We start from the raw sequence: 12,387 nt of genomic DNA on the forward strand, positions 1-12,387 counted from the left end.
AGTCATCCTGAGGCACCACCCTCAGGAATAGCGCCTGTTAAGGCGCTGCGCGCCATGCCTGGCGCACCATAAAAAAACGGAGCGCCCAAAGGCACTCCGTTATATAGCGAAAACGACGCTACGGGTAGGTCATTAACATCAAGGACTACTTGGTTTTCACATAGTGCTCGACTTGCTGCTTTAATTTTTGACCTGGTCGAAAGGTCACAACACGGCGGGCAGAAATAGGTATTTCTTCACCGGTTTTTGGGTTACGGCCCGGCCGTTCACGCTTATCACGCAAATCAAAGTTACCAAACCCAGACAGCTTAACCTGTTCATTTTCTCGTAAGCAGGCTCGAATCTCTTCGAAAAAAGCTTCGACCATGGTTTTTGCTTCTCGTTTAGACAGTGCCAGCTCAGTATGTAAATGCTCTGCCAGCTCTGCTTTGGTCAACGCACCCATAGGACCCTCCTTGTAGCAAACGCATTGCCAAGAACGTGATAAGCGCCGTGTCGTGGCATATTATTGTCAGCCGCGTAGCTCAGCCTCCAACTGGACACGCACTTGTGTCACGATGGAATCTACCAACTGGTTGATTTCTTCATCGTTTAGCGTGCGTGAAGGATGCTGCCAGGTCAAGCCTAACGCAATACTCTTATGGTCGTCCGCCACGCCTTTACCAGCATAGACATCAAATAGCGTAATGTCTTTTAAGTAATCACCGGCTTTTTCTTTAGCGCAATCCAGTAGAGCCTGAACGGGCACCACTTGCTTTACGATAAACGCCAGATCGCGTCGCACTTCAGGATAACGTGATAACGCTTCAAAGGCCGGGATCTGCCCTTGGCTTAACGTATCCAGGCGTACTTCAAAGAGTACCGCATCCACTTTAAGGCCCAGCTTGGCGCGCACTTGCGGGTGCAAAGTCCCAATCCAACCGGCATGCTCGCCGTTGTACTGTATTTCAGCACTCTGGCCGGGGTGAAGCGCTGGATGCTCGGCTGGCTCAAAGCGCCACGCATCAAGATTGCCACCCAAGGCTAAAAGGCTTTCAAGATCCCCTTTGAGATCGTAAAAGTCGATACGCTCTTTAGAACCTGCCCAGCCTTCCGTTTCCCGACTACCACAGACTAACGCCCCCATCATGGGAACCTGGGACAGTTGATCCAGCTCGCCATTAAATACCAGCCCCGTTTCGAACAGGCGAACACGGGTTTGCTGACGGTTTAAGTTATGCTCCATGGCCCGCACCAGCCCCGGGAAAAGACTGGCCCGCATCACTGAGAGATCCGCTGAAATGGGGTTAGCAAGCACCGGAGAGACGGCATCAGGCAATATAGCGGCCTGAAGCTCGGGAGCCACAAAGCTATAAGTAATCGCCTCCTGGAAACCACGAGCGACCATTTGGCGACGCAACTGCGCTTGGGTGAGTGTTGCTTCATCTGCAGAGCGCAGCGCTAACCGTGCAGCCGGGCGACGAACAGGCAGATTATTGTAGCCATGAATTCGGGCGATCTCTTCGATCAGGTCTTCTTCAATCGCGACATCGAAACGCCAGCTAGGCGCAACAGCCGACCAGCCTTCAGCCTGCTGACTCACCTCAAGACCCAAACGCGTCAGAATGTCGGTGACATCTTCATTGGCCAATTTCTTGGAAAGCGCACTTTCCAAACGCGCTTCACGCAGCAAAATAGTGCGAGAAGCAGGCACATGCTCTTCACTGACGCATGCAGTGACAGGGCCAGGCTGGCCGCCACAAATATCCAACAGTAAGCGTGTCGCACGCTCAATGGCCGCTGTAGCAAGCTCAGGGTCCACGCCACGCTCAAACCGGTGTGACGCATCGGTGTGCAAACCGTAAGAGCGCGCCTTACCCGCAATCGCCAGTGGTGTAAAAAATGCCGACTCCAGGAAAATCGTCTGGGTAGTTTCGTTAACCCCAGAATTCTCTCCGCCCATGACTCCCGCCATGGCAAGCGGACCCGCCTCATCGGCAATCATTAATGTTCCGGGGCGCAGGGCAACGTCTTGCCCATCCAGCAAGGTTAGCCGCTCCCCCTCTTTCGCCATGCGCACAACGATGCGACCGTTCAAATTATCGCGATCAAACGCGTGCATCGGCTGGCCAAGCTCCAGCATGACGTAATTAGTAACGTCCACCACAGGATCAATGGAACGGATACCGCTACGACGCAGACGCTCTACCATCCAAAGCGGTGTTTCCGCTTTTACATTAATGCCCTTGATGAGGCGACCCACATAGCGAGGACACTGCTCAGGTGCTTCAACGCTGACTGCAAAGGTGTCATCTATTACAGCCGCGGCAGGTTCAATGACCGGTGGCGTTACGGCTAACCGATTAAGTACGCCCACCTCACGGGCAAGCCCTTTGACACTTAAGCAATCTCCGCGGTTAGGCGTAAGATCCACCTCAATGGTCATATCATTGAGGTGCATATATTCGCGAAAATCGACGCCAACAGGCGCAGAATTAGCCAATACCAGAATACCAGGCGAGGTTTCTTCCTCAAGCCCAAGTTCCGATGCTGAACAAATCATGCCGCGTGACTCTACACCGCGCAGCTTGGCCTTCTTGATTTTGAAATCGCCTGGCAGCACGCCCCCTACCTGAGCAAAAGGAATCTTCTGGCCGATATCCACGTTTGCTGCACCGCACACCACCTGCACCGGTTCACCCGAGCCATCATTAACGGTACATACGTTTAATTTGTCGGCATCCGGGTGCTTCTCTTTGGTAAGCACCTCAGCAACGACAACGCCGCTAAACGCAGCGGCTACGGCTTCAACTGCATCGACTTCCAAGCCGGCCATCGTGATCTGATCAGCAATCGCCTGCGTGTCCAGCTGCGGTGATACCCATTCGCGCAGCCACTGTTCTGAAAATTTCATGATCGTTCCTGTGTTCGGCAGCGGTCTTAAGCGAATTGGCGCAAGAAGCGCAGGTCGTTTTCAAAGAACAGGCGCAAGTCGTTTACACCGTAACGCAGCATCGCTAAGCGCTCAGCCCCCATGCCAAAGGCAAAGCCGGTATAGCGTTCAGTATCAATACCCGAGTGGCGGAAAACTTCAGGATGTACCATGCCGCAACCCATTACTTCCAGCCAGCCACTATGCGAGCAAACACGGCAGCCTGAACCGCTGCACATAACGCATTGGATATCGACTTCAGCAGAAGGCTCGGTAAATGGAAAATACGAAGGGCGGAAGCGAACAGAAAGGTAGTCCCGCTCAAAAAACGCCTGCAGAAAGTCTTCAATCGTGCCCTTTAGGTCAGCAAAGCTAACCCCTTCGTCCACCAGCAGTCCTTCCACTTGGTGAAACATAGGCGTATGCGTCAGGTCGGAGTCGCTACGATAAACGCGTCCGGGGCACACAATCCGAATGGGCGGCTCGCTCTCTTTCATTGTGCGCACTTGAACGGGTGAAGTGTGCGTTCTTAACAGCCGCGTTGCATCAAAATAGAACGTATCCGCCATGCCGCGTGCCGGGTGATGCGCAGGAATATTGAGCGCTTCGAAATTGTGATAGTCATCTTCAATTTCTGGTCCTACCGCGACGTCATAACCGATACGCGTAAATAAGCTTTCGATACGTTCAAGCGTACGCGTAACCGGGTGCAAGCCACCACTGGCCTGCCCACGGCCCGGCAACGTAACATCGATGCGCTCAGCGGCCAACCGTGCATTCAATGCTGCGTTTTCAAGCTGCTGGCGCTTAGCGTCAATTTCATTAGCCAATGTTTGCTTTGCCTGGTTAATGCGTTCGCCAGCAGCCGGGCGCTCTTCGGCTGTTAGCTTGCCTAACCCTTTCAGCAAAGCCGTTACTTCGCCTTTTTTGCCTAAATAGCGAACTCGCAACTCATCCAGCGAAGCAACATCTTGCGAAGCCTGAATGGCATCACGTGCTTCAGACACCAGAGTAGGAAGGTGGTCCATCCGTTTCACTCCGAATTAAGCGGTTCCCTTTTATGAGGGTGTCGCACATTGAAGGTGACAAAAAAACAGGGGAAGAGCGGCTGCTCTTCCCCTGCGGGTCACACTGAAATGACCTTCGTCAATTCACGCTGGCATTTGCACAGCTATGACGTTATTGGGCAGCCTTGGCTTTTTCCACGATAGCAGCAAATGCGGCTTTTTCGTGTACAGCCAGATCAGCCAATACTTTACGGTCAATTTCGATGCCGGCTTTCTTCAAACCGCCAACAAAGCGGCTGTAAGACATACCGTTGATGCGTGCAGCAGCGTTAATACGCTGAATCCACAGCGCACGGAACTGACGCTTACGGTTGCGGCGGTCACGATAAGCATACTGACCTGCTTTGATAACGGCCTGTTTAGCTACACGGAAAACACGCGAACGGGCACCGTAGTAACCTTTAGCCTGCTTCAATACTTTTTTATGGCGACGACGGGCAACTACACCACGCTTAACACGAGTCATAACACACTCCTGACTTTATAGCTGAGGCTTTAAGCACTCAGACAAAAAAACGACTTATAGGTTTGGCAGCATGCGCTGGATCAGCGCTTTATCAGCAGCGTGAACCTGCTTCATTCCACGCAGCTGACGCTTACGCTTAGTCGATTTTTTGGTCAGGATGTGGCTACGGTGAGACTGCTTGTGCTTGAAGCCATTAGCGGTCTTTTTAAAGCGCTTTGCAGCGCCGCTGTTGCTTTTGATTTTCGGCATGAGAAAACTCCGCTCGATATTTTTTAGAAAATCCAGGGCCGACCATCACCTACGCGATGGCCCGTTGGTTTCGCCGTTGGATCACTTCTTTTTCGGGGCAAGAATCATGATCATCTGGCGGCCTTCCATTTTCGGGAAGGATTCCACCGTTCCGATCTCTTCCAGGTCTGCCGCGATCCTTTCCATCAGCTTGCGGCCGATGTCCTGGTGCGCCATTTCACGACCACGGAAGCGCAAAGTGACCTTACCCTTGTCACCACCTTCCAAAAAGCGCATCAGGTTTTTCAATTTTACCTGATAATCGCCTTCGTCGGTGCCAGGACGGAATTTAACTTCCTTAACCTGGATTTGCTTTTGCTTTTTCTTTTGAGCCGCTTTCTGCTTCTTCGTCTCAAAAACGAATTTACCGTAATCCATAATCTTACAGACAATGGGATCGGCATTCGAAATTTGCACGAGGTCTAAACCGGCAGTTTCTGCACGCTCAATCGCTTCGGTGGTAGGCACAACGCCCAACTGCTCACCTTCAGCATCGATTAAACGCACTTCTTCTTCGGTAATTCGCTCGTTCATTGGTGGGCGTTTGTCTGCTGGACGCCCGCGCTGATTGCTTCGCTTGATCGTTCCGTCTCCTTAGGCAATTGACGATGTCGCCAGGGCTGCTCGCTCCGCACCAAGACGCTCGATAAGTGCATCGACTGTCATTGTGCCGAGGTTTTCGCCGCTGCGAGTTCGCACGGCCACTGAGTCAGCTTCGACTTCCTTATCTCCCACCACAAGGAGATAGGGAATTTTCTGTAACGTATGCTCACGGATTTTAAAGCCGATCTTCTCGTTCCTCAAGTCCGCTTTAGCTCGTAAGCCACTTTTTTGCAGACGTTGCTCTAATTCAAGAGCGTAATCACGCTGCGCATCGGTGATTGTCATCACTACCGCCTGCTGAGGTGCCAACCATAATGGCATAGCGCCCGCATAATGTTCAATCAAGATACCAATGAAGCGCTCCATTGAGCCTACTATAGCACGGTGCAACATGACCGGCGGCTTACGTTCGCCCTCTTCAGTCACATATTGAGCACCTAAACGCTCGGGCATCATGAAATCAACCTGCATGGTGCCCACCTGCCACTCGCGCCCCAAGCAATCTTTCATATGGTATTCAATCTTGGGGCCATAGAACGCACCTTCACCAGGGAGCTCCTGCCATTCGACATCACACGCTTTTAACGCGCGACGCAACGCATCTTCCGCCTCATCCCAAACGTCATCACTACCAATTCTTTTCTCAGGGCGAAGCGCAATTTTAATGGCAATATCTTCAAACCCAAAATCGGTATAGACCTTAAGCGCCTGGCGATGAAAGCTGGTGACCTCGGGCTCAACCTGGGCTTCGGTGCAAAACACATGACCATCATCTTGAGTAAACGCACGAACACGCATAATGCCATGCAAAGCGCCAGAGGGCTCGTTACGATGACAACCACCAAACTCACCAAAGCGAACCGGAAGCTCACGGTAGCTACGCAACCCGGAATTAAACACCTGCACATGGCCAGGGCAATTCATGGGCTTGAGAGCATACTCGCGCTTCTCGGATTCGGTAAAGAACATACCGTCCGCGTAATTATCCCAATGTCCTGATTTTTTCCACAACGATACGTCCATTATTTGCGGGCAGCGAATTTCCTGGTAACCGCCGTCTTTATAAACGCCTCGCATATACTGTTCGATCTGCTGCCATAACGCCCAACCGTTCGGATGCCAAAACACCATCCCTGGCGCCTCTTCCTGCATATGGAAGAGATCAAGACGGCGCGCAAGCTTACGGTGATCGCGTTTTTCAGCCTCTTCAAGCCGCTTCAAGTACGCTTTCAGCTGCTTTTTATCGCCCCAGGCAGTGCCATAAATACGCGTCAGCATGGGATTTGAAGCATCCCCGCGCCAATAGGCGCCGGCAAGCTTCGTCAACTTAAACGCTTTTAGATGGCGGGTATTAGGCACATGAGGGCCACGGCACATATCCGTGTACTCTTCATGATGATAAAGCCGGATATCCGCACCGTCAGGAATATCGTGAATAATTTCCTGTTTATACGTTTCATCACGCTGAGAAAACGTCGACATTGCTTTATCGCGATCAACATATTCACGGACAACATCGTACTCGCGCTCTATTAGCGCTTGCATACGTTTTTCAATTGCCTCTAAATCTTCTGGCGTAATTGAACGACCAAAGTCGACATCATAATAAAAGCCGTTATCAATGACCGGCCCAATCGCCATTTTAGCGTCCGGGTAAAGCTGCTTTACCGCATGACCAATCAAATGCGCGCAGGAGTGACGAATGATCTCCACGCCGTCTGGGTCACGCGCAGTAATAATCGCTACGTTTGCATCGTGCTCGATAACATCTGCAGCATCGACTAAAACGCCATCTATCCGCCCTGCAACGCAGGCCTTAGCCAAACCAGGGCCAATGGATTCTGCAAGCTGCATAATGGAAAGTGGTGCTTCAAATGTTCTTTGGCTACCGTCAGGTAGTGTCACAATGGGCATTCAGTATTCCTTGAGCGCAGTGGTGATCCATACCAAGGATCACATTTCGCTATCAATGATCGTGGCGTTTAATAAGTGATACAACGTTATACAAGCGCGTAGCCTAACAGACTTGAGCGCCGCAGAAAATAAAAACGGGAGGCATACGCCTCCCGTCGATACGCACAGTAAATGTGCGGCACATCCAGCAAAAGCACTACACGTTTAGCGCCCAAGCAGTCTGCGTATTAGTTCCACTCGTCAATTTCAACACGGCGGTTCAGTGCGCGACCTTCATCAGTCTCGTTCGTAGCGATCGGATTCTCTTCACCGTAACCAACAGCACGCATGCGGTTAGCTTCTACGCCACGCTGAGCAAGATAAGCAGTCACAGATTCAGCACGACGCTGAGATAAGCCTTTGTTATAAGCAGCTGTACCACGTGAATCGGTATAACCATCGATGCTTACACGCACATCGGGGTTATTAACCAGACGCTCAGCAACACCGTTCAGGATGTTACGGGCATTATCGGTCAACTGAGCAGAATCAAACTCGAAGTTAACGTCTTGAAGAACAACGCTATCTGGGCAACCCAGCGCGTTTACTTCGGTGCCAGCTGGCGTATTGGGGCACTGGTCACGGTAATCCGGCACGCCGTCACCGTCGGAGTCTAGCGGGCAACCTACTGCGTCTACTTCTACACCAGCGGGGGTACCCGGACACTGGTCACGATAGTCCGGCACGCCGTCATTATCGGAGTCCAGCGGACAACCTTGCGCATCAACGGCAACACCAGCAGGCACTTCACCGTATGTCGGGCACTGCGGAGCTACCGGCTCAGGCGTACGATCAGCACACAGCAGGCCACCGATTGCAGCGCCAGCGACAGCACCCGTTGCCGCACCGCTATCTTCATCAGAAGAGCTGCTAGTGGCATAGCCGATGCTACCGCCAATCAAACTTCCCGCCAGACCGCAAACAGCAGGGTGCTGATACCAGCTACGGTCACTGCTGCTAGCACCAGCTTGGCCAGAAGATTGATTAGCGGAAGTGGCACAGCCTGAAAGGCCCACTACCAAGGCGGAACCGATTAGCAACCCAGTCGTTGACTTTTTCATACAAGACTCCTTCTTGATCCAATGCTGACTTAGCCGTATAGCCAAATCTATCCAATGCTTCTTATTGCGAGAGCATCCATTTTTCGCTTGTTCAATTTTAACCACGCGGGCGTTCCCCTGCCTGAATTGAACAATCTGCCTATTATTACGCTTTAACCATTGAAGGCAACAATGCCGACATATCAACTTCTTGCCAACATCGACATATCAAGCATAGCAAAACTGCCACATCCGGCACCAAAAAAACATATTGCCGCACTAAAATAAACCAAACTTACTTCTTATTTTCGCCTTTATACAGCTCAGGTCCACCTTGTGCACGCCATTTTATAACGGCTTCTGCAGCAGCCAGAACCGCGGGCTTCATATCACGCTCAACTTCCAAACGCTGCTTATCTTCGCTCATGCGCTCACGGGGCGTTAAATTGGCACGAGCAGAGTGCGTTTTAAGATGCTGCGTCCGGTTATAAACCTCAGAAAAGGCTTTAAAATCAGGATGCTCTGCAAGATTGGCATCAACAATTTCAAGCAGCACCTTACAGCGCCATGAACCTTCGGTAATGTCTACCTGCCCTTGGACCAATGCACTTGTTACATAATCCAAATTTTCAAGGCTATTTTGCTGGGCCCTTAAATCTTCATCCAAGCGGAATGCTTCACGGCGTTTTACCTCTTTGCGCAGTTTAAGCGCGTACATGGATAAAGCCGCAATGACAGCAAGCGCTAATGTAAGCGCCATCAGTGCGCTGACCGAATTCATAATGCTCTCCGTCGTACATCAAAAAACTAAACAGGAATTATACATCATTTTAAATTTGAACTCTTATCTTCTATCGCTCGCCCAAGCACACGCACCACCAAGCCCGCACCATGCCAATCACGAGTAAAACGGCCCCTGCAGTATGCGCAAGTGCCAACCACAAAGGCAACCACATCAACACGTTGGCTATGCCAAGTACAACCTGCAGCGCATAGACCCCAATAACAAATACAAGCGCCCGAGCGACACTTGGGTTGTGGCGATATCGATACCAAAGCATCAGGAGTGACACACCCAGCAACAGCGCCCCTAGCCGATGCATATAGTGAATCGCGACCCGAGCTTCTGCATGCAGCTGTCCATGCAGGTAATTGGGGCCAACCGTTTGAGTCAGATGGAAACCTTCACTAAGATCCATGGTTGGCCACCACTGGCCATTACAAGCAGGGAACCCTTGGCAAGCCATACCTGAATAGTTACTTGTTACCCAGCCCCCCAAACCAAGCTGCAAAATCAATAGCACGGCGGCTAAACCCCAAAAAACATTAAAGCAGTTTGCTCCCATGACCTTTTTCTCAGAAATACTGGTTAGCCTGAGATGCAGCCAGAAAAAGAGCAGCAATACGCTTAGCCCGCCCAGCAAATGTAAAGTAACCACTTGAGGCCAAAGCTTGAGGGTCACGGTAAATGCACCAAAGCCCCCTTGTATAATGATAGCGGCAACTAGAAGCACGCTAATGCACCAAGGGTAATGGCGAGTATTGCGAAGTGGCCAGCCAAGCACTAAAACGCTTAGAACCAATATTCCGAGAAGAGTAGCTACATAACGATGCACCATTTCCACCCAGGCTTTTGCAACATCCAGGGGGGCATCGGGATGGCGTAGAGCAGCATGCTCACCATCAGGAACGAGCAAGCGACCATAGCAACCAGGCCAATCCGGGCAACCTAACCCCGCGTCCACTAAACGCGTCCAGGCACCGACCAAGATAACGACAATAGTCAGCAGCGTTCCCAATAACGTTAAGCGTGAAAGCCATACCAAGCGGCGCTCTGTCGATGAGTGCATCATGTATCCTTACATTTTCGTCGGCAGTATCCCTATCGGCTATTAAAGACCTCTTCGATACAAGCCAATCTATCCATGGTTACCTTATATTAGCAGCTAGATAAGGGCTAACTTGTCTCAAGAGCCCCCCCCCGGCTTTTCCTCCAAGCCTATCGTCAACCAACGAAATACCCTCACACCCCATACAGTATTATCGCTCTATATCAGTGTAGACATTTATTTTTAAACGGTTATTCGTACGCACAACACAAAAGACGATTTACAACCCGCTGACATGAGCCCTATAGTCACTGCTACAATTCCGTATTCTTTTCATTAATCCAACGTAATACAGGGAATAATTTTATGCTGCAATATCGTCTCACCACCGGGATAGTGGCTTTTCTGGCGTTAATAGCAATGGCGTCGCTAGCGGGATGCACGACGTATACCTGGCCAGACGGCTCAAAAGAAACCGTACTTGGCGTTGTGCCGGACGATGAAAATAAACGCTATGAAGAGCAGCAAGCAGAAAGTGTCAGATACCGCGTACCAGGTGAAATTCCAGAAACTCAGTAGCACCGTTAGCACTAGCCCTCTTCTTATCCTTGTTGCAAGGCCTTAACGCTAATCATAACTTGGAAGAATCTAAACTTAAGAGTTTGCTATCTGTAAGCCTTAAAGCAATGAATAATGCTTAGCCATGACCTTGAGCAGGCCTTGAGTCGCTTTATTTTTCAAGCTCGTTGGCTATTTGCATGACTAGCTGACAAAAAAGTGGCGGTTAGGCCTTATATTAGCGGGCGCCAGAAGCGATAAGGATTTTTTCGATATCCTGATAGTTAGCACCGCTTGCATGCTGCAGTGGCGTCACGCCGTTACCATCCGCCAAGTTAACATTAGCGCCTGCCTCAACTAACAACTCTACGATTTTCCGATGGTGGGCCTGCCCATCGCCCAAGATGATTGCCTCCAGCAGCGCGGTCCAATGAAGATTGTTAACGTGATCTACGTCAACCCCTGCCTCAATCAAAGTTCGTACCGTCTCAACATGCCTGCGCTCCGCGGCTGGGATAAGCGCCGTCCCGCCGTAATGGTTAGTGCTTTTCAGGTCAGCTCCATGCGTCAGCGTCATCCTGAGGATCTCCAAATGACAGCGCGCACCTGCATAGAGATAGGGGCTGTCGAGGATGTTGTCCTTCGCATTGACATCAGCCCCAGACTCGATGAGGACCCTGGCCGCTTCGACTGCGTTGGTGCGGGAGGCTATTAACAACGCTGTCGCACCACTGCTATTATGCGCGTCTATTTCCGCACCCTCCGCCAAGAGTCGAGTGACAAGGGAAGCATCATTTTGTTTAGCCGCATTATGCAATTGCGTTTCGTCCATGGCTTTACTTGCCGTGATGAATGGAAAGACTGCTAACAACAATGCAACAGTTCCTACAAAAAAAGTACGTAAATACATGAAGGGGTCCCCCGCTTAGTTTATTGGTAACAAATGCCAACGATGGACAACATTCCAACCTTGCAAATTGCAGGGGCTCCTTTAGCATAGAATACTTTTTTTGAAAGGCGATCAGGCTGGCAGCAGCCCATCTGCATCGGCAACTTACGTTAGTACAAAAGGGTTATTTCTCCAATAACTAAAAAGGAATTCCTTAGTAGCACGCGACGGTGCGACCAAGGCACTATTAAAGGCTGACAATTCGGGTCCATATACCGGACCACGTAAAGCTTTCACCTCCACTGTCTTTGGTCGCGAGACCGCCGGCCTTGCTGAGTTCATCGCCTCCCAGCCTTCTAATTTAGTGCCGAAGAAACCTACTATGCATCGAAGAGCAGAATCAATTGTGTATTGAAAAAGCCATACCTGTCGCTCTGCCTCCAGTGCTCAGCTTTAGCCTAGTACTACTGTGTCATAAATAGACATGTTATCAATACGTATTGTGTCCTCTGTATAGCGATTTCGCATTATGGTAAACGACGCACTTCACGACCGCTTCGAGACGTATCTTGATGAGCTAGCGCCTCGCCTGGGCCATGCTGATCGGGTGCAAGGTTTTCAGGATTACTGTCGTGGCTTGATGCTGCCGCTGAAACGCAAGAGTATCGAGCCCATCGCCGCCAGTGTCGATCCGTATAACGTTCAGGCCTGTCATCAGTCGCTGCATCACCTGGTGGCTCGCTCTGGATGGTCTGACCGAGGGATGCTTAATGGCGTGGCGCA

13 protein-coding genes are annotated in these 12,387 nt (G+C 50.9%); 2 read left to right on the forward strand and 11 right to left on the reverse strand.

The genetic code is table 11. The features are described from left to right. Positions 1–145: 145 nt before the first annotated feature. The 10 genes from INT20_RS17465 to INT20_RS17510 form a co-directional block, all read right to left on the reverse strand. The gene (locus tag INT20_RS17465; RefSeq protein WP_087111483.1) at positions 146–445 is read right to left on the reverse strand and encodes an integration host factor subunit alpha; all 300 of its coding nucleotides are present in this window, start codon (positions 443–445) and stop codon (positions 146–148) included. Between the two features lie 66 nt (positions 446–511). Then, a complete protein-coding gene (pheT, locus tag INT20_RS17470) occupies positions 512–2,893 on the reverse strand; it encodes a phenylalanine--tRNA ligase subunit beta (RefSeq protein WP_193054552.1) in 2,382 nt (793 codons plus the stop codon). Positions 2,894–2,919: 26 nt separating this feature from the next. Beyond that, on the reverse strand, positions 2,920–3,939 hold the full coding sequence (gene pheS, locus INT20_RS17475; protein WP_193054551.1) for a phenylalanine--tRNA ligase subunit alpha: 1,020 nt from the start codon (positions 3,937–3,939) through the stop codon (positions 2,920–2,922). Between the two features lie 151 nt (positions 3,940–4,090). Then, on the reverse strand, positions 4,091–4,444 hold the full coding sequence (rplT, locus tag INT20_RS17480) for a 50S ribosomal protein L20 (protein ID WP_018916261.1): 354 nt from the start codon (positions 4,442–4,444) through the stop codon (positions 4,091–4,093). A gap of 54 nt (positions 4,445–4,498) precedes the next feature. Further along, positions 4,499–4,693, reverse strand: a complete 195-nt coding sequence (gene rpmI / locus INT20_RS17485) for a 50S ribosomal protein L35 (RefSeq protein WP_087111489.1) — start codon at positions 4,691–4,693, stop codon at positions 4,499–4,501. A gap of 81 nt (positions 4,694–4,774) precedes the next feature. Then, complete coding sequence (gene infC, locus INT20_RS17490) at positions 4,775–5,266, reverse strand: translation initiation factor IF-3 (RefSeq protein WP_193054550.1); 492 nt, start codon at positions 5,264–5,266, stop codon at positions 4,775–4,777. Between the two features lie 60 nt (positions 5,267–5,326). Further along, a complete protein-coding gene (gene thrS / locus INT20_RS17495) occupies positions 5,327–7,249 on the reverse strand; it encodes a threonine--tRNA ligase (protein WP_172118808.1) in 1,923 nt (640 codons plus the stop codon). 227 nt (positions 7,250–7,476) lie between these two features. Then, positions 7,477–8,349: an OmpA family protein gene (locus tag INT20_RS17500; protein WP_172118809.1), complete on the reverse strand. Its 873-nt coding sequence runs from the start codon at positions 8,347–8,349 to the stop codon at positions 7,477–7,479. A 274-nt stretch (positions 8,350–8,623) separates the two neighbouring features. Then, entirely contained in the window at positions 8,624–9,109 is a 486-nt protein-coding gene (locus tag INT20_RS17505) for a DUF2489 domain-containing protein (protein ID WP_172118810.1), read from the reverse strand. A gap of 70 nt (positions 9,110–9,179) precedes the next feature. Continuing rightward, positions 9,180–10,178: a COX15/CtaA family protein gene (locus tag INT20_RS17510; protein WP_172118811.1), complete on the reverse strand. Its 999-nt coding sequence runs from the start codon at positions 10,176–10,178 to the stop codon at positions 9,180–9,182. Positions 10,179–10,523: 345 nt separating this feature from the next. On the opposite strand from INT20_RS17510, the gene INT20_RS17515 reads away from it, so the two are divergent. Further along, positions 10,524–10,736, forward strand: a complete 213-nt coding sequence (locus INT20_RS17515) for a hypothetical protein (RefSeq protein ID WP_172118812.1) — start codon at positions 10,524–10,526, stop codon at positions 10,734–10,736. Between the two features lie 217 nt (positions 10,737–10,953). Here the strand turns inward: INT20_RS17515 and INT20_RS17520 are convergent, their stop codons facing one another. Then, on the reverse strand, positions 10,954–11,625 hold the full coding sequence (locus INT20_RS17520) for an ankyrin repeat domain-containing protein (RefSeq protein WP_193054549.1): 672 nt from the start codon (positions 11,623–11,625) through the stop codon (positions 10,954–10,956). Between the two features lie 508 nt (positions 11,626–12,133). On the opposite strand from INT20_RS17520, the gene INT20_RS17525 reads away from it, so the two are divergent. Beyond that, the coding region (locus INT20_RS17525; protein WP_193057418.1) for a transposase at positions 12,134–12,387 on the forward strand (254 nt) is incomplete at its 3' end.

The organism is Halomonas citrativorans (assembly GCF_014898005.1).
Classification (GTDB): Bacteria; Pseudomonadota; Gammaproteobacteria; order Pseudomonadales; family Halomonadaceae; genus Vreelandella; species Vreelandella citrativorans.

What these genes read in the sequence shown, in the direction of transcription:
- INT20_RS17465 (WP_087111483.1), bottom strand. Translation starts at nt 445, where the DNA reads ATGGGTGCGTTGACCAAAGCAGAGCTGGCAGAGCATTTACATACTGAG.
- pheT (WP_193054552.1), bottom strand. Translation starts at nt 2,893, where the DNA reads ATGAAATTTTCAGAACAGTGGCTGCGCGAATGGGTATCACCGCAGCTG.
- pheS (WP_193054551.1), bottom strand. Translation starts at nt 3,939, where the DNA reads ATGGACCACCTTCCTACTCTGGTGTCTGAAGCACGTGATGCCATTCAG.
- rplT (WP_018916261.1), bottom strand. Translation starts at nt 4,444, where the DNA reads ATGACTCGTGTTAAGCGTGGTGTAGTTGCCCGTCGTCGCCATAAAAAA.
- rpmI (WP_087111489.1), bottom strand. Translation starts at nt 4,693, where the DNA reads ATGCCGAAAATCAAAAGCAACAGCGGCGCTGCAAAGCGCTTTAAAAAG.
- infC (WP_193054550.1), bottom strand. Translation starts at nt 5,266, where the DNA reads ATGAACGAGCGAATTACCGAAGAAGAAGTGCGTTTAATCGATGCTGAA.
- thrS (WP_172118808.1), bottom strand. Translation starts at nt 7,249, where the DNA reads ATGCCCATTGTGACACTACCTGACGGTAGCCAAAGAACATTTGAAGCA.
- INT20_RS17500 (WP_172118809.1), bottom strand. Translation starts at nt 8,349, where the DNA reads ATGAAAAAGTCAACGACTGGGTTGCTAATCGGTTCCGCCTTGGTAGTG.
- INT20_RS17505 (WP_172118810.1), bottom strand. Translation starts at nt 9,109, where the DNA reads ATGAATTCGGTCAGCGCACTGATGGCGCTTACATTAGCGCTTGCTGTC.
- INT20_RS17510 (WP_172118811.1), bottom strand. Translation starts at nt 10,178, where the DNA reads ATGCACTCATCGACAGAGCGCCGCTTGGTATGGCTTTCACGCTTAACG.
- INT20_RS17515 (WP_172118812.1), top strand. Translation starts at nt 10,524, where the DNA reads ATGCTGCAATATCGTCTCACCACCGGGATAGTGGCTTTTCTGGCGTTA.
- INT20_RS17520 (WP_193054549.1), bottom strand. Translation starts at nt 11,625, where the DNA reads ATGTATTTACGTACTTTTTTTGTAGGAACTGTTGCATTGTTGTTAGCA.